A 16,384-nucleotide genomic window follows, 5' to 3' on the forward strand; every position below is an offset into this window, starting at 1 on the left:
TAGATTTGTTTTATTTGAATCATTTTTGGTTATAATTAAAACAAATTAGACCGGGAGCCCATCGTGAGCGCCACCCAAGTCGCCCTTGCCGACAGCATCGATCGCAAGGCCATTGCCGGTATGCTCGTCCAGTTGTTCGAGCACTGGCAGCTCAGCACCGAGGAGCAACTCGATGCCCTCGGTTTCGCCACGTCCAATCGTGCCGTGCTGGGGCGTTTTCGCCGTGGCGAGCCCATTTCGGGGAGTCGCGATACGCTGGAACGCGCCGGCCACCTGCTGGGCATCCACAAGAACCTGCGCCTGCTGTTCCCCCACAGCCGGGAACTCGCCTACGCGTGGATGAAGACGCGCAATCTGGCCTTCGAGCACCGTACGCCGATCGAGGTGATCCGCGAATTTGGCTTTGCCGGCCTGCTGATGGTGCTGGCCTATCTCGACCGGGCGCGCGGCCAGTGATCGAGAACGTCTTCGCCACCGTCGGGTTGGCCGAGACCCACGGCGATCTCGTGCGCAACATCGTGTCGATCCGCGTCTCGCAGGATCTCTTCGACGACCTCTCCGACAATCCGGCCGACTGGCAGGCGGCAATCAACCTCGAACTCGCCACCAAGCCGCGCATGTTCGCCTCGGCGACGCCGGTGATCGATCGGCCGTTCGAGGACGCGCGCTGGAACGACGCGATCCATTACCCTTTCCGCCACTGGATGCGGAGCCGCTATTCCGACGGCAGCTTCGGCGTCTGGTACGGCGCCGACAGCATCGAGACCAGCGTCCACGAAACCGTGCATCACTGGCGCGCAGGCCTGCTGCAGGACGCGGGCTTCACCCAGCCGGGCATCCGCCTCGAGCGCAAGTGCTACCGGGTTCGCTGCGACGCCGCGTTGGTGGATCTGCGCCCTCTGGTGGCGCAGTTTCCGGCGCTCGTCGATCCGGCCGACTACACGCTGACCCATCAGGTAGGCGCCAAGCTCGACCGGGAAGGGCATCCGGGCCTCGTCAGCCGTTCGGCCCGCTGCGACGGCGACGTGTTCGCGGTGTTCAACGCGCGGGTATTGTCCGATCCGCGTCAGGTCTGTTTCCTCAGCTACGTGACGACCGCAGCCGGCGTCAGTGTCGAGCGCGAGCCCGGCAGCGCCTGGATGACGCTCTAGCCGGCACGCGTCGTGCGCCCACCGGCGGCGCCATTTGCGCTAAGGTTCGGCGCACACTTTCCCCGTGACCCGAACCGAAAGGAAGACCCATGTCCGATTTTCTGCGCTACGACCAGGATGGCCCCATCGTCACCTTGACCATGGATCAGCCCGAACTGCGCAACGTGCTCACCGGCAACTCGGCGGCCGACGAATTCGTCGCCGCCTGCGAACGCATCACGGCCGACCAGTCGGTGCGCGTCGTCATCCTCACCGGCAACGGTCCGGCGTTCTCGTCGGGCGGCAATGTGCGCAACATGCAGAAGTATTTCGTGGACGACATCGACCCGGCCTTGATCCGCCATGAGTACCGCACCGGCATCCAGCGCCTGGCGCTGGCGGTGTTCAACCTCGAAGTGCCGACCATCGCGGCCGTGAATGGCCCCGCCATCGGCGCGGGCTGCGACCTGGCATGCATGTGCGACATGCGCATCGCCGCCGAGGAGGCGGTGTTCGCCGAGAGCTTCGTCAAGGTCGGGATCGTGCCCGGCGACGGCGGTGCCTGGCTGCTGCCGCGCGCGGTGGGGCAGGCGCGGGCCGCCGAGATGGCCTTCACCGGCGACAGCATCGACGCTGCCACGGCGCTCGAGTACGGGCTCGTTTCCCGCGTGGTGCCGGCGGCCGAACTGCTGCCGACGGCGCGGGCCCTCGCCGGGCGGGTCGCCGCCAACCCGGGGCAGGTGCTGCGCATGACCAAGCGCCTGATGCGCGAGGCGCAGACCACCCGCTTCGAAACCTTGCTGGAAATGTCGGCAGGCTTCCAGGCCGTCGCCCACAAGACGGCTCATCACCGCGAGGCGGTCACCGCCTTCATCGAAAAGCGTCGCCCCGATTTCGCCGACTGAACCTCCGTTCGCCCCCGCTGTCAGTCCAGGATACAAGAACCCGCCGGATCATTCGAAAAATGTATCGCGATCCTGAGCCCGCGTCCTGCGTGCTGGCCCGGATCGCCGACTCGTGCCGGACGGGGCGTTGGATGAGGGGGGTGAATGCGACAACTCGAACTCAAAGGCCGGCGACTCACGTCGAGTCGGGCGCGTGCCTGGGGCGCACCGGCGGAGGCGATTCCGCTCAACAAACTGGGACAGGCGATGGGCGCCAAGGGCCGGGCGACCCGTCAGCGCCTGCTCGACGCCGCCGTCCGGTTGCTGCGCGCCGATCCACCGGTTGCGCTGTCGGCGGTCACCGTGGCCCGCGCGGCGCAATCGTCGTCGGCGGCTTTCTACCTGTACTTTAACGACGTGCCCGACCTGTTCCATGCGCTGGGCGAACAGGCCTGTCAGGATGCCCGCGCCGTGCTCGGGATCGCCCGCGAGAGCTGGCGGCCCGACAATCTTGACATCCAGGCCTCCCGCCTCGTCGATGCGTTCTTCGGGGCGTGGAGCGTCCACCGGCCGGTGCTGCGCTATCGCAACATCGAGGCCGACCGCGGCGATCCGCGTTTCGTCGCGCTGCGTCGGGACGTCTGCCTGCCTCTTATCGAGGCGCTGGCGCAGCGCATCCAGGCCTGCAGTCCGCCGGACCGGCAGCCTTCGCTCGGCGATGCGCGCACCTATGCCGCGATCCTGCACGCGGCCATGGAGCGGATGGCCCAGGCGGAGCCCGGCCACGACAACGGTGCGCCGGATTTCGAGCGGGTGAAGGCCGGCCTGGTGCGTTCCATCGTGCTGATGGTCCGGGGCGCGGCAGGGCAGCCGCCACTGCTCGCTGATCCGTCCGAGGGCGCCGCGCCCGGCGCACCGACGTGAGCGCGAGGTTGGCGCGGGGGGGCTTTTCACGGGCGCTGCCTCTGGCCGATGGCAACCGTGGGGCGCAGGGCCTGTCGTTCGGCGATACGGCGCTGAAGGGCTTCGGAGGCCGGATAACGGTTGCGGCAGGCTTCGGCAGCGTCGAGCCGCCGCGCGGTTTCGTCGTCGGGCGGGTGCCGTCTGTCTGTGCCGGCCGTAGACGCGACAAGCCCCGGGAGGCCAGGTGGCGCCCCGGGGCTTGGCGGGATCAGCAGGCGATCAGGCGAAATTCGCGGCGGCGAAATCCCAGTTGGCCAGGCTGTTCAGGAAGGTCTCGACGAACTTCGGGCGGGCGTTGCGGTAGTCGATGTAGTAGGCGTGTTCCCACACGTCGATGGTCAGCAGCGGCTTGCCTTCGCCGGACTTCAGCGGATTGCCGGCGGCGCCGGTGTTGACGATGTCGACGCTGCCGTCAGCCTTCTTGACCAGCCAGGTCCAGCCGGAACCGAAGTTGCCGACCGCGGAGGCCTGGAAGGCCTTCTTGAACTCGTCGAAGGAACCCCACTTGGCGTTGATGGCGTCGGCCAGCGCGCCGGTCGGGGCGCCGCCACCGTTCGGCTTCATGGAGCTCCAGAAGAAGGTGTGGTTCCAGACCTGGGCGGCATTGTTGTAGACGCCGCCGGCCGGGGCCTTCAGGAAGGTTTCTTCCACGGACAGGTTTTCGTACTCGGTGCCCGGGATCAGGTTGTTCAGGTTGGTCACGTAGGCCTGGTGGTGCTTGCCGTAGTGATACTCGAAGGTTTCTTCGGAAATGTGCGGAGCCAGGGCGTTCTTGGCGTAGGGCAGTTCGGGCAGGGTATGAGCCATGTATGTTCTCCGGTTTTGGTTGGGGTATTGATTGCCCGACTATTCTAGTCGGGATTAGTCGTGCTGCACAATCCGGGGCGGTCGCGCGCTGCCACGGCATTCGCCATTTTGCACCCGGCTCAGTCGTTTTGGCTGACTACGCTCGCATCGACGCTGCCGACCTGGAATTCGACCGTGATACGCGAACCGGGTTCAAGCTGCCCGGCATCGCGCACGATGGTACCGCCGGCGTCGCGGGTGATGCTGTAGCCACGGGACAGCACCCCGTGCGGATCGAGGTGCGCCAGATGCTGGCCGAGGGCGTCGAGGCGCTGGTGGTGCGTGGTGACGAGATGGCGGCCCGCGCGTTGAAGCCGGCCCGCGAGGGCCTCGAGACGCGTGCCGTGGCCGGACAGATCGGGGCGCCGCGCCGCCAGGCGCAGGCCGAGGGCTGCCAACCGCGCGTCGCCCGCTGCGAGCTGGCGATGGAGGCGCGTCTGCAGCCGTTGTTCGAGGTTGTCCAGGCGCAGGCGGGACTGCTCGATGCGCTGGCGTGGGTGAGCGAGCCGGGCGGCAGCCCGGTCGAGGCGCTGCGCGGCCGCTTCGACGCGGCGGCGGATCGCCCGCTCAAGCTGGAAGCCCAACCGTTCGAGCCGGTCGCGCAGGTCGACGAAGCCTGCACTGGCCAGCTCGGCCGCGGCGGTCGGGGTCGCGGCGCGCAGATCGGCGGCGAAGTCGGCGATGCTCACGTCGGTTTCGTGGCCGACGCCGACCACCACCGGCAGGGGGCAGGCGCGGATGGCGCGGGCGACGGCCTCGTCGTTGAACGCGGCCAAGTCTTCGAGGCTGCCACCACCCCGTACCAGCAGCAGCACGTCGGTGCCATCGCGCACGGCACGCCGGCCGGCCTGGCGGATTGCCGCCACGATGCGTGCCGGCGCGCCATCGCCCTGGACGGCGGTAGGGTAGAGGCACAGAGGCAGCTGCGGCGCCCGTCGTCCGAAGGCGGCAATGACGTCCTGCCAGGCGGCGGCCTGGGGCGAGGTCACCACGGCGACACCGCGCGGGTAACGTGGCAGCGGTCGCTTCACGGCCGGGTCGAACAAGCCTTCGGACTCCAGCCGCGCCTTGAGGCGCAGGAAGGCCTCATAAAGATTGCCCACGCCCGCCCGACGCACCGATTCGACGTTGAGCTGATAGTCGCCGCGCGCCTCGAAGAGGGTGACCAGCGCCCGCACCTCGACGCGCATGCCGTGTTCGAGACGGAATGGCAGCAGCTGCGCGCGATTGCGCCACATGGTGCACCGCACCTGCGCATCGGCGTCCTTCAAGGTGAAGTACACGTGGCCCGAGGCCGCGCGGGTGAGGGTCGAAACCTCGCCGCCGACCCACAGCAGCGGGAAGCTGCCCTCGAGTGCCTCGCGCGCCGCGCGGTTGAGCCAGGACACGGAGACCACCTCGCCGGGCTTGACTTCTGAAGAAAATCCAAGGGCGTTCATGGACGCGGATTCTACCGGAATCCACATGTGCGGCTGATCGGGGTCAAAAAAATCGAGTCACCGGGCTTGACTTGGGTTAAAAGTTGTAAGTGTTTGATTTTAAAGAAATGTAGTCTTAGCTTAATTTTTGACCCGAGTAGAAAAAAGCCTTACCGGCTGCGGGTTTAGGCGTCTCGGCAGGCGACAATCCACAAAGTTATCCACAGATTTTGTGGATTGTCCGGCACGCTTCGCTTGTTGCTCTGCGCCGAGGAGCGGGTTACATTCTCGGGCTTCGTCCGATTCGCAGGAGTCCTCGCGTGTTCGCCATCCTCCAGGCTGCTGGCTGGCCGATCTGGCCCTTGTTGTTCGCTTCCATCGTTGCCGTGGCGTTGATCATCGAGCGACTCATCACGCTGCGCCGCAGCAAGATCCTGCCGCCCGGACTGCTCGAGAAAGTCGTCGGCGAACTGCGCCAGAGCGGCGCGACGCCCGAGATGATCAACCGCGTCGCCCTCAGCTCGCCCCTTGGCCGTGTCCTGGCCGCCGGCCTGCGCAACGTGCGCAGCCCCCGCGAGGTGATGAAGGAGTCGATCGAGGAGACCGGCCGCGCCGTCACCCACGATCTGGAGCGCTTCCTCACCACCCTCGGCACCATCGCCTCGATCAGCCCGCTGATGGGCCTGTTCGGCACGGTGGTCGGCATGATCGAGATCTTCGGCTCCCAGGCGCCCGGCGGCTCTAATCCGCAGCAGCTCGCCCACGGCATCTCGATTGCGCTTTACAACACCGGTTTCGGCCTCGTGATCGCGATTCCGAGCATGATCTTCTGGCGCCATTTCCGCGCCACCGTGGATAGCCTGGTCATCGAGATGGAGCAGCAGGCGATCCGTCTCGTCGAAGTGGTGCACGGCGAACGCCGCTGAGGTCCGATCATGAATTTCGGCCGTGGCCGCTCCCGCGAGGAGCCGGAGATCAACCTGATCCCGATGATCGACGTGCTGCTGGTGATCATCATCTTTTTGATGCTCACCACCACCTATTCGCGCTTTGCGGGCCTGGAGATCAACCTCCCGACGGCCGACGCCCAGGCGAGCAACGAGAAGACCGTCGAGGTCAATGTGGCCGTCACCGCCACCGGCGAGGTGGTCGTGAACAAGCGCGCGGTCAGCGGTGGCAGCATCCCCGCCATCGTCGCGGCGATGCAGGCCGTGGTGCCGGCCGGCGCCAAGGAGCCGGTGGTCATCATCAACGCCGACGCCAAGGCGGCCCACCAGCGCGTCATCGACGTGATGCAGGCGGCCCAGCAGGCTGGCCTGGTGCACATTTCGTTCGCCACCCAGGCGGCGTCCCGCTAGCCGCCTTCCGATCCCCGACGCCATGCCACGCAGCGCCCCCGGGTTCTGGCAGCGCCGCGGGGCGGCGGCGTGGAGTCTATTTCCGCTTTCCCTGTTGTTTGCCTTGCTCGCCGGCCTGCGTCGCCGGCTTTTTGCGTTAGGTCTCAAGAAGATCGAGCGCCTGCCGGTGCCGGTGGTGGTGATCGGCAACATCGCCGTCGGGGGGAGCGGCAAGACGCCCGTCGCGCTGTGGCTGGCCGCCGAGCTGCGGGCCCGTGGGCGCCGGCCGGGCATCATCAGCCGCGGCTACGGTGGAACGGTCGACGGCGTGGCCGAGGTGCCGCCAGGAGGCGATCCGGCCCGCTTTGGCGACGAGCCGGTGCTGATGGCATCGGCCTCGGCGTGTCCGGTTTTCGTCGGACGCGATCGCCCGGCGGCGGGGCGTGCCCTGCTGGCGGCCCATCCCGACGTGGACGTGCTGATCGCCGACGACGGGTTGCAGCACTACCGCCTGGCGCGCGACGTGGAAGTGGTGGTCGTGGACGAAGCGACGTTCGGTAATCGTCTGCGCCTGCCGGCCGGCCCCTTGCGCGAAGGGGTCGGACGCCTCGCCGAGGCGAGCGTGGTGCTGGCGCACGGCAGCCTGTCGCCGACGCTGGCCGACGCGATCCGGCCGGTTCCCGTATTCGGCTTTCACCTCGAAGGCGATGCTTTCGAGCGGGTCGGCCGCCGCTCCGAGCGCTGTCTGCCGGCCGATCTGCAGGGGCGGCGCCTCCACGCGATGGCCGGCATCGGGCGTCCGGAACGTTTTTTTTCGCAGCTCGAGGCGATGGGGCTGGCGATCCAGCGTCGCCCCTTTGCCGATCACCATGCCTTCACACCGGACGACCTCGCCATGCCGGATGGCGATGTGCTTCTGATGACGGAGAAGGATGCGGTAAAATGCGCGCCTTTCGCCCCGGCCGACAGCTGGGTGTGGCCGGTCCGGGCGCAGCTTGCGCCGGGCGCGGCGGAACTGATTGTGGAGAAGATCGATGGATCCCCGACTGCTTGAAATCCTGGTTTGCCCGATCACCAAGGGCCCGCTCGACTTCCACAAGGACAAGCAGGAGCTGTGGAGCGTCAGCGCCCGCCTGGCTTACCCGATCCGCGACGGCATCCCCGTCATGCTCGAGGACGAAGCCCGCGCGCTGACCGACGAAGAACTCGCCCAGGCTCGCTGAGCATGCGCTTCAAGGTCGTCATCCCGGCGCGCCACGCCTCGAGCCGGCTGCCCGGCAAGCCGCTGCTCGACATCGCCGGCAAGCCGATGGTGCTGCGGGTGCTCGAGCGTGCCGCCGAGGCCGGTGCCGACGAGGTGTGGGTCGCCACCGACCACGAAGGCATCGCCGAGGTCGTGCGGGGTGCGGGGGCGCAGGTTATCGTCACCTCGCCCGAGCATCCGTCCGGCACCGACCGCCTCGCCGAGGTGGCGATGCGGCTGGGCTGGGCCGACGACACGGTGGTCGTCAATGTGCAGGGCGACGAGCCGCTGATTCCGCCGCCGTTGATCGGCGCGGCCGCTGCGGCCCTCGCCGCCGACGCGGACGCGGCCATCGCCACCGCCTGCCATCCGCTCGAATCCGCCGAAGAATTCTTCAACCCGAACGTCGTCAAGGTGGTGATGGGGGCCGACGGTCGCGCGCTGTATTTCTCCCGAGCCCCGATCCCGTGGGCGCGGGACGCCTTCGCGGCCGACCGCAGCACGCTGCCGGTGGGCCTGCCGGCCTATCGCCACATCGGTCTCTACGCCTACCGGGCGGGTTTCCTCAAGCGCTATTCGAGCCTCGCGCCGTCGCCGCTGGAGCAGTGGGAGGCTCTCGAGCAGCTGCGCGCCATGGCCCACGGCTTCCCGATCCAGGTCATGGTCCTCGACCACGCGCCGCCGGCCGGCGTCGATACCGCCGACGATCTCGAGCGGGTTCGCCGGGCGTTTGACCTTACGTCAGTTTCACGTTAATTTCGTCGTCCATCATCGCTGCGACAATAACCAGAGGAGGGTAAGCATGCGTCTGATTCTGTTGGGACCGCCGGGTGCCGGCAAGGGCACTCAAGCCAATTACATCAAGGAAAAATTCGGGATTCCGCAGATTTCCACCGGCGACATGCTGCGCGCCGCCGTCAAGGCTGGCACGCCGCTGGGCATCGAGGCCAAGAAGGTCATGGATGCCGGCGGCCTCGTCTCCGACGACATCATCATCGGCCTGGTCAAGGATCGCCTGAAGGAAGCTGACTGTCAGTCCGGCTACATGTTCGACGGCTTTCCCCGCACCATCCCGCAGGCCGAGGCCATGAAGGCGGCCGGCGTGCCGATCGACTTTGTGCTCGAGATCGACGTGCCCGACGAGGAAATCATCGGTCGCATGTCCGGTCGCCGTGTGCACGTGGCGTCGGGTCGCACCTACCACGTCAAGTTCAACCCGCCCAAGGTCGAGGGCAAGGACGACGAGACCGGCGAGCCGCTGATCCAGCGTGACGACGACAAGGAAGAAACCGTCAAGAAGCGTCTCGACGTTTACCACTCCCAGACCAAGCCGCTGGTGGCCTACTATTCCGACTGGGCTGCGAAGGGTGAGGCCAACGCGCCGAAGTACCGCAAGATCGGCGGTCTCGGCAAGGTCGAGGAAATCCGCGACCGCGCCTTCGACGCGCTGAAGTAAGCGCCGCGCCGCTGCGCGACGCACCCGGGGCCGGCCGTCACAGCCGGCCCTTTTTCGTTCTGGCGGACCCGTTTCCGCGCAACCGAGTCTTCGCCGATGACTGGACTCCCGACCCCAGGAAACTTGCTCTACGCCCAGTCGGGCGGCGTGACGGCCGTCATCAACGCTTCGGCCGCCGGCGTGATCCAGGAAGCCCGCGACCAGCCGGGGCGCATCGGTCGCGTGCTGGCGGCTCGCAACGGGGTGCTCGGCGTGCTGCGCGAGACGCTGTTCGATACCGCCGGTCTGTCGGCCGCCGATCTGGCGCGCCTGCGCGCGACACCGGGCGGCGCGTTCGGCTCGTGCCGCTTCGATCTCGACCCCCTCGAACGCAACCCCGCCCAGTACGACCGACTGTTCGCGGTGCTGGCGGCCCATGGGGTGCGCCATTTTCTCTACAACGGCGGCAACGGTTCGATGGAAACCTGCCGCCAGATCCAGGCTGCGGCCGACGCCCGCGGCTACCCGCTCACCGTGGTCGGCGTGCCCAAGACGGTGGACAACGACATCGTCGGCGCCGACTGCTGCCCGGGATTCGGCTCGGCGGCCAAATACCTCGCCACCTCGGTGCGCGAGGTGGGACTCGATCTCGCCGCGATGACCACCGACGGCGGACGCGCTTTCGTGCTGGAAGTGATGGGGCGCAACGCCGGCTGGCTGGCGGCGGCCTGCGCGCTGGCCGCCGATCACCCGGACGCCGCGCCGCACCTGATCCTGCTACCCGAGGTGCCCTTCGACGAGGCCGCTTTCCTCGCCCGGGTGCGTGAGGTGGTCGAGCGGGTCGGCGCCTGCGCCGTGGTGGTGGCCGAGGGCATCCGGGGCCCCGACGGCACCGTGCTGGCGATGCAGGCTCGCAATCAGAAGGGGTACATCCAGCTGGGCGGTGCCGGCGAGGTGGTGGCCGAACGCATCCACCGCTGTCTCGGCTACAAGGTCCACTATGCCCTGGCCGATTACCTGCAGCGCTCGGCCCGCCACCTCGCGTCGCGCACCGACACGGCGCAGGCCCTGGCGGTGGGCAAGGCGGCGGTGCGGCGGGCAGTGGCCGGACAGGCTGGGGTGGTCGGTATCGAACGGGTGTCCGACGCGCCTTACCGCTGGCGGACCAATCTGCTGCCCTTCGCGGCGGTGGCCAACCTGGAGCGCCGACTGCCCGCCGGATTCATCGCCGCCGACGGCTTCGGCGTGACCGAGGCGTTCCGGACCTGGTGCCGGCCGCTGATCGCCGGCGAGGATTGGCCGGTTTTCCGGGGCGGCCTGCCGGATTACCTGCGCCTCGCCCTGCCGCTGTTGCCGCCCCTGCTGCCGCCCCATGAGGGCTGAATCGCGGCGGCGGGTGGTCGCCGGCCTGCTGATGTTCGGTGCCGGCTTCGCGTCGGCCGACCCGCCACCTCCCGAGATCGCCAGTGCCTTCACGCCGCGCCCGACGGCCGGCGGCCGGCATTTCATGGCCGTCACCGCCAATCCCCACGCCACCGTGGCGGCCGTGGCGGTGCTGCGGGATGGCGGCTCGGCGGTGGATGCGGCGATCGCCGCCCAGATGGTGCTTGGCGTGGTCGAGCCCCAGTCGTCGGGGATCGGGGGGGGAGGGCTGATGCTGCATTTCGACGCGCGCCGGCAACGCCTCGACGCGTGGGATGGCCGCGAGACCGCCCCGCGGGCTGCCGTCGATGGTCCGTTCCGGAATGCCGTCGGCGCGCCGCTGGCCTTTCGCGACGCGGTGCGCGATCCGCGCGCGGTGGGCGCCCCCGGGCTGGTGGCGATGCTGGCGCTGGCGCATCGGTCGGCGGGCCGGTTGCCGTGGGCGCGGCTGTTCGCCCCGGCGATCCACCTGGCGGAAGCCGGCTTTCCGGTGTCGCCGCGCCTTCATGCCTTGCTGGCGTGGGAGGGGGGCTTCGCCGACCCGGCGGCGCAGGCGCTGTTCTTCGACGCGGCGGGCCAGCCCTGGCCCGTGGGGCACGCCCTGCGTAATCCGGCCCTCGCCGACAGCCTGCGCCGCATCGCCGCGCAGGGGCCGGAGGCGCTGCGGCGTGGCGTGCTGGCGGACGCGATGATCGATGCGCTGCGTGCGGGCCTGCCGGCCGACCAGGCGGAGGCTCTCGGCCTGCTCGGCCATGGTGATCTTCTGGCCTACGCGCCGCAGCGGCGGGTGGCACTGTGCCGGCCGTTCCGGGGGTATCGGGTGTGCGGTTTTCCGCCCCCCAGTTCGGGGGCGACCACGGTGCTGGCGATGCTCGGCATCTGGCACGCGCTGCCGGGAAGGGTGGCACCGGACAGTGCGGGGTTCGTCCACCGCTTCGCCGAGGTGGGCCGGCTGGCCTACGCGGATCGCGCCGCGTGCGTCGGCGACCCGGCTTTTCATGCGGTGCCGGTGTCGGCCTTGCTCGACCCGCGCTACCTGGCGCGCCGCGCCGCGCTGGTGGGCGAGGACGCCGGCCCGCGGCGCACCAGCGGGCTGGACTGTGCGGCGGAGGCCGATGAGGCCGAACGGCCGTCCACCAGCCATTTGTCGATCGTCGATGGGGCGGGTAACGCGGTGGCCCTCACCAGCTCCATCGAGGACGCGTTCGGCAACCGGCGCATGGCGGGTGGATTCCTGCTCAACAATCAGCTCACCGATTTTTCGACGGGGGGCGCCAACCGCATCGCGCCGGGCAAGCGGCCGCGCAGCGCCATGGCGCCGACCCTGGTCTTCGACCGCCGCGGCGCGCTCTATGCGGTGCTTGGTTCGCCGGGCGGGAGCCAGATTCCGAATTTCGTGGTCCAGGCGCTGCTGGGTTTGATCGAGGGCGGCATGACGCCCGCCGAGATCGTTGCCCAGCCACGCTTCGGCAACCGCAACGGTGCCACGGAAGTGGAGCGCGGGCGTCTGCCGCCGGCCTCGATTGCCGCGCTGCAGGCCCGTGGGCACCTGGTGCGGCAGGTGGAGATGACCAGCGGCGTCGCCCTGGTGGTGCGCGGCGGCGGGCGCTGGATCGGCGCCGCCGACCCGCGCCGGGAAGGGCAGGCCGCCGGCGAGTGAGCGTCGCCCGCTCAGGCTGGGACGGCGGGGTTGAGGCTGTAGGTGCCGGTGAGGCTGGCCTGGGCGAGGATGTGGCCGGCGATGGCGTCGCGCACCTGCGGGCCGGTGAAGCGGCCTTCGACGGGGACGCGATCGATGTCGAGCGCGAACACCGTGAACACGTAGCGATGACGGATGGAGTCGTTCCACGGCGGGCAGGGGCCGTCGTAGCCGAAGTAGTCGCCCTTCATCTGATCGTCGCCGGCGAACCAGCCGGTGTAGTCGTTGAGGCCATGGCGAGCGCCGCCGGGCGCCTCGGGCCCGGGCTTGCCGTTGGGGGTGACGCGGCTGGAATGGGCGCCGGCGTCGATGGCGGTGGTGTCGGCGGGCAGGTCCACCAGCACCCAGTGGAAGAAATCGACCCGCGGCAGATCGGCAGGCACGCTGCGGCCGTCCTGGTTCACATCGTCACCGCGGCTGGGCACGTCCGGGTCGTGGCAGATCAGCGCGAAGCTGCGGGTGCCGGCCGGTGCGCCGTGCCAGGCCAGTTGCGGGTTGCGGTTGGTGCTGAGGGCCACGTGGCCCTCGGCGGCCGGCACGCAGAAGGCGAATTGGCCGGGGATCGGGTGGTCGTTGGCAAAGCTCTGGCTGGTCAGTCGCATGGCGAGGTCTCCGCGAAGTGATGCGCGGAATTTTATTTCAGCTCGCGCCGCGACGGCGGAAGTCCTTGATCCGGAAACCCAGGGCGAACAACGTCGCGAAGTACACCGCCATGCCGCCGACCACCAGCGCCACCAGACGCAGCGTGCGTTCGCTGCCGCGGGCGGCGAGCCACAGCGCGTCGGCACCCGCCGCGAACCATACCGTCAACCCCAGCACCACCAGCGCCACCGCCAGCTTGCCGGCGAAGGCGGCCCACCCCGGCTGGGGCTGGTAAATCCCCTTGGCGCGCAGGCCGCGATACAGCATGCCGGCGTTGATGCACGAGGCGAGGCCGATGGACAGGGCGAGACCGGCGTGGGCCAGGGGACCGATGAAGATCAGGTTCATGAGCTGGGTGACACCCAGCGTGATGAGGCCGAAGCGTACCGGGGTGCGGATGTCCTGGCGGGCGTAGAAGGCCGGCGCGAGCACCTTGACGAGGATCAGCCCGGCGAGGCCGGCGCTGTAGGCGACAAGGGCGGTGCGGGTCTGGTAGACGTCGGCGACGCCGAAGGCGCCGTGGTAGAACAGGGTGGTGATCAGCGGTACGGCGAGCAGGGCGAGGCCGAGCGCCGCGGGCAGGGTCAGCATCAGGGTGAGCCGCAGGCCCCAGTCGAGCAGGGCGGAGAACTCGGTGGGGTTCTTGTCGGCGTGCATCTTCGAGAGGCTGGGCAGCAGGATGGTGCCCAGCGCCACACCGAGCATACCCGACGGGAATTCCATCAGCCGGTCCGCGTAGTAGAGCCACGAAACGCTGCCGCTGGGCAGGAAGGAGGCGAACACGGTGTTGATGAGCAGCGAAATCTGGCTCACCGACACGCCGAGGATCGCCGGCGCCATGAGCTTGAGGATGCGCCGCACGCCGGGGTCGGAAAAATCCAGCGAGAAGCGCGGCAACATGCCGATCTTCGCCAGCGGCCGCAATTGCAGGACGAGTTGGGCGAACCCGCCGATGAACACCGCCCAGCCCAGGGCCAGCACCGGCGGGTCGAAGTAGGGCGCGGCGAACAGGGCCATCGCGATGAAGCTGAGGTTCAGCAGCACCGGGGTGAAGGCCGGGATCGCGAAGCGGCTCCAGGTGTTGAGCACGCCGCCGGCCAGGGCCACCAGCGACATGAAGAAGATGTACGGAAACGTGACGCGGGTGAGCTGGACGGTGAGTTCGAACTTGCTCGCGTCGTTCGAGAACCCCGGCGCGGTGGCGTAGATGATGGCCGGGGCGGCGATTGCGCCGAGGATCGAGACGATCAGCACCACCAGCCCGAGCGCGCTGGCCACGTGATTGACCAGCCGGTGGGTTTCTTCTTCGCCGCGCTTGTTCTTGTATTCGGCGAGGATCGGCACGAAAGCCTGGGAGAAGGCGCCCTCGGCGAACATCCGGCGCAGCAGGTTGGGCAGGCGGAAGGCGACGAAGAAGGCGTCGGTCTCCATGCCGGCACCGAAGGCGCGGGCGACCACGAAATCGCGCACGAAGCCGAGGATGCGGGACAGCAGGGTCATGCCGCTGACGGTGGCCAGCGCGCGCAGGAGGTTCATCGAAGCCATGGCGATGGGCGGGGCGGCGAGGCGGCCGCGGAACGGGCGAAAGGCAGCGATGGTAGCGGCTTGTTGCGCTGTGCAGCAATTCAATTCGCGTGGCAGGCGTGGAGCTTGCCCGCTCCGATGGGCGTCTCGGGGGTGTTGGGGTAAAATGCGCAAAATTTTTTTGAGCCTGCCCCAATGAAAACGACCTTCCTGGATTTCGAGCAGCCGATCGCCGAGCTCGAGGCGAAGATCGAGGAACTGCGCTTCGTGCAGGACGACTCGGCGGTGGACATCTCCGAGGAGATCGCCCGCCTGGAACAAAAGAACTACGGCCTGACCAAGGACATCTACGCCAAGCTGAGCCCGTGGCAGTGCGCACTGGTGGCCCGCCATCCGCAGCGCCCCTACACGCTGGACTACGTCGAGCACATCTTCACCGATTTCGAGGAGCTCCACGGCGACCGCAGCTTTGCCGACGACAAGGCGATCGTCGGCGGCCTTGCGCGCTTCAACGGCCAGCCGTGCATGGTCATCGGCCACCAGAAGGGCCGCGACACCAAGGAGAAGATCTTCCGCAACTTCGGCATGCCGCGCCCGGAGGGCTACCGCAAGGCGCTGCGCCTGATGCGTCTGGCCGAGAAGTTCGGCCTGCCGATCTTCACCTTCGTGGACACGCCCGGCGCCTATCCCGGCATCGACGCCGAGGAGCGTGGCCAGTCCGAGGCCATCGGCCACAACCTCTACGAGATGACCAATCTCAAGGTGCCCATCATCTGCACGATCATCGGCGAGGGCGGCTCCGGCGGCGCGCTGGCGATCGCCGTCGGCGACCAGCTGATGATGCTGCAGTACTCCACCTACTCGGTGATCTCGCCCGAAGGCTGCGCTTCGATCCTCTGGAAGAGCGCAGAGCGGGCGCCCGACGCTGCCGAGACGATGGGCATCACCGCCGCGCGGCTCAAGTCGCTGGGCCTCATCGACAAGGTCGTCAATGAGCCCGTCGGCGGAGCCCACCGCGACCACCGCGCGATGGCCCAGAGCCTCAAGCGGGCGCTTCAGGATGCGCTGCGCCAGGTGTCCGACCTGTCGCCGTCCGAACTCCTCGAGCGGCGCTTCGAGCGTCTGATGAGCTACGGCAAATTCAAGGAAATTGCCGTCGATTGATCTTCCCGCCCGCGTCGCGGCGCGCTGGCGGCAATTGCCGCCGCCCGCCGGACGCATCCGGGTCGGCCTCTCCGGCGGACTCGATTCCACGGTTCTCCTCCATCTGCTGGCCGGCCTGCGCGAGCGCTTGGGCTTTACGCTGGCAGCCACCCACGTCCATCACGGGTTGATTTCCGGTGCGTACGCCTGGGCGGACGACTGTGCCGCGCTGTGCGCGCGGCTCGACGTGCCGTTCACGGCCTGCGACGTGACCGTGGACCGCGACCATCCCGGTGGACTCGAGGCGGCAGCACGGCTGGCGCGCCGTGCGGCGCTGCTGAATGGCGACCACGACTGGCTGGCGCTGGCCCACCACCGTGACGACCAGGCCGAAACGGTGCTGTTCCGCGCGATCCGCGGGGCGGGCGTGCGCGGTATCGGCGGGATGCGCATGGTGGTGCCGGGGCAGGGGACGGCCGGACTGTGGCGTCCGCTGCTGGATGTGCCCCGGTCGGCGCTGCGGGCTTACGCCAGCACCCACGGCCTGGGGTGGATCGACGATCCGAGCAATGCCGACAACGGCTTTTCCCGCAACTTCCTGCGCAACGAAATTTTCCCGGCCCTCGGCGCGCGCTTTCCGGGCGCGGCGGCGGGGCTGGCGCGCCTCGGCCGCCACTGCGCCGAGGCGGCGGACCTGC

The 16,384-nt window shown here is 68.6% G+C and carries 18 protein-coding genes; 14 read left to right on the plus strand and 4 right to left on the minus strand.

Annotated features, from left to right (window positions below; genetic code table 11):
• The first annotated feature begins 63 nt into the window (after positions 1–63).
• The 4 genes from ACE3P2_RS05565 to ACE3P2_RS05580 all read left to right on the plus strand — a co-directional run bounded on the left by ACE3P2_RS05565 (position 64) and on the right by ACE3P2_RS05580 (position 2,938).
• Positions 64–456, plus strand: coding sequence for an MbcA/ParS/Xre antitoxin family protein (locus ACE3P2_RS05565; RefSeq protein ID WP_374261921.1), 393 nt, complete (start codon positions 64–66; stop codon positions 454–456).
• Positions 453–1,151 (plus strand): RES family NAD+ phosphorylase, encoded by a 699-nt coding sequence (locus ACE3P2_RS05570; RefSeq protein WP_374261923.1) that lies wholly within the window; start codon positions 453–455, stop codon positions 1,149–1,151. Before ACE3P2_RS05565 ends, ACE3P2_RS05570 begins: the two co-directional genes overlap by 4 nt.
• Positions 1,152–1,240: 89 nt before the next feature.
• The gene (locus ACE3P2_RS05575) at positions 1,241–2,035 is read left to right on the plus strand and encodes a crotonase/enoyl-CoA hydratase family protein (RefSeq protein ID WP_374261926.1); all 795 of its coding nucleotides are present in this window, start codon (positions 1,241–1,243) and stop codon (positions 2,033–2,035) included.
• A gap of 144 nt (positions 2,036–2,179) precedes the next feature.
• Positions 2,180–2,938, plus strand: a complete 759-nt coding sequence (locus ACE3P2_RS05580; protein ID WP_374261929.1) for a TetR/AcrR family transcriptional regulator — start codon at positions 2,180–2,182, stop codon at positions 2,936–2,938.
• Between the two features lie 258 nt (positions 2,939–3,196).
• Here ACE3P2_RS05580 and ACE3P2_RS05585 read toward each other — a convergent pair whose 3' ends face one another.
• Together ACE3P2_RS05585 and xseA are read right to left on the minus strand one after the other, a co-directional pair.
• The gene (locus ACE3P2_RS05585) at positions 3,197–3,784 is read right to left on the minus strand and encodes a superoxide dismutase (protein ID WP_374261931.1); all 588 of its coding nucleotides are present in this window, start codon (positions 3,782–3,784) and stop codon (positions 3,197–3,199) included.
• A 119-nt stretch (positions 3,785–3,903) separates the two neighbouring features.
• Complete coding sequence (xseA, locus tag ACE3P2_RS05590; RefSeq protein WP_374261933.1) at positions 3,904–5,262, minus strand: exodeoxyribonuclease VII large subunit; 1,359 nt, start codon at positions 5,260–5,262, stop codon at positions 3,904–3,906.
• 299 nt (positions 5,263–5,561) lie between these two features.
• Between xseA and ACE3P2_RS05595 the strand changes: the two genes are divergently transcribed.
• The 8 genes from ACE3P2_RS05595 (at position 5,562) to ACE3P2_RS05630 (ending at position 12,338) form a co-directional block, all read left to right on the plus strand.
• A complete protein-coding gene (locus ACE3P2_RS05595) occupies positions 5,562–6,167 on the plus strand; it encodes a MotA/TolQ/ExbB proton channel family protein (protein WP_374261936.1) in 606 nt (201 codons plus the stop codon).
• 9 nt (positions 6,168–6,176) lie between these two features.
• Complete coding sequence (locus ACE3P2_RS05600; RefSeq protein ID WP_374261939.1) at positions 6,177–6,599, plus strand: ExbD/TolR family protein; 423 nt, start codon at positions 6,177–6,179, stop codon at positions 6,597–6,599.
• Positions 6,600–6,621: 22 nt separating this feature from the next.
• The gene (gene lpxK, locus ACE3P2_RS05605) at positions 6,622–7,632 is read left to right on the plus strand and encodes a tetraacyldisaccharide 4'-kinase (protein ID WP_374261942.1); all 1,011 of its coding nucleotides are present in this window, start codon (positions 6,622–6,624) and stop codon (positions 7,630–7,632) included.
• Positions 7,613–7,801, plus strand: a complete 189-nt coding sequence (locus ACE3P2_RS05610; protein WP_374261944.1) for a Trm112 family protein — start codon at positions 7,613–7,615, stop codon at positions 7,799–7,801. Before lpxK ends, ACE3P2_RS05610 begins: the two co-directional genes overlap by 20 nt.
• A 2-nt stretch (positions 7,802–7,803) precedes the next feature.
• Positions 7,804–8,577, plus strand: coding sequence for a 3-deoxy-manno-octulosonate cytidylyltransferase (gene kdsB, locus ACE3P2_RS05615; protein WP_374261947.1), 774 nt, complete (start codon positions 7,804–7,806; stop codon positions 8,575–8,577).
• Positions 8,578–8,623: 46 nt separating this feature from the next.
• A complete protein-coding gene (gene adk, locus ACE3P2_RS05620) occupies positions 8,624–9,277 on the plus strand; it encodes an adenylate kinase (protein ID WP_374261949.1) in 654 nt (217 codons plus the stop codon).
• Between the two features lie 96 nt (positions 9,278–9,373).
• Positions 9,374–10,639 (plus strand): 6-phosphofructokinase, encoded by a 1,266-nt coding sequence (locus ACE3P2_RS05625; protein ID WP_374261952.1) that lies wholly within the window; start codon positions 9,374–9,376, stop codon positions 10,637–10,639.
• On the plus strand, positions 10,629–12,338 hold the full coding sequence (locus ACE3P2_RS05630; RefSeq protein ID WP_374261955.1) for a gamma-glutamyltransferase family protein: 1,710 nt from the start codon (positions 10,629–10,631) through the stop codon (positions 12,336–12,338). Before ACE3P2_RS05625 ends, ACE3P2_RS05630 begins: the two co-directional genes overlap by 11 nt.
• An 11-nt stretch (positions 12,339–12,349) precedes the next feature.
• Here the strand turns inward: ACE3P2_RS05630 and ACE3P2_RS05635 are convergent, their stop codons facing one another.
• Together ACE3P2_RS05635 and murJ are read right to left on the minus strand one after the other, a co-directional pair.
• Complete coding sequence (locus tag ACE3P2_RS05635) at positions 12,350–12,979, minus strand: YbhB/YbcL family Raf kinase inhibitor-like protein (RefSeq protein WP_374261958.1); 630 nt, start codon at positions 12,977–12,979, stop codon at positions 12,350–12,352.
• A 37-nt stretch (positions 12,980–13,016) separates the two neighbouring features.
• Positions 13,017–14,555: a murein biosynthesis integral membrane protein MurJ gene (gene murJ / locus ACE3P2_RS05640; protein ID WP_374261961.1), complete on the minus strand. Its 1,539-nt coding sequence runs from the start codon at positions 14,553–14,555 to the stop codon at positions 13,017–13,019.
• Between the two features lie 183 nt (positions 14,556–14,738).
• Here murJ and ACE3P2_RS05645 point away from each other — a divergent pair, with 183 nt between their 5' ends.
• Both ACE3P2_RS05645 and tilS read left to right on the plus strand, forming a co-directional pair.
• Complete coding sequence (locus ACE3P2_RS05645) at positions 14,739–15,707, plus strand: acetyl-CoA carboxylase carboxyltransferase subunit alpha (RefSeq protein ID WP_374261964.1); 969 nt, start codon at positions 14,739–14,741, stop codon at positions 15,705–15,707.
• A partial coding sequence (gene tilS / locus ACE3P2_RS05650) for a tRNA lysidine(34) synthetase TilS (RefSeq protein ID WP_374261966.1) occupies positions 15,694–16,384 on the plus strand: 691 nt, incomplete at its 3' end. The genes ACE3P2_RS05645 and tilS, both read left to right, overlap by 14 nt.

This window comes from Zoogloea sp. (genome assembly GCF_041911615.1).
Taxonomy (GTDB): domain Bacteria; phylum Pseudomonadota; class Gammaproteobacteria; order Burkholderiales; family Rhodocyclaceae; genus Zoogloea.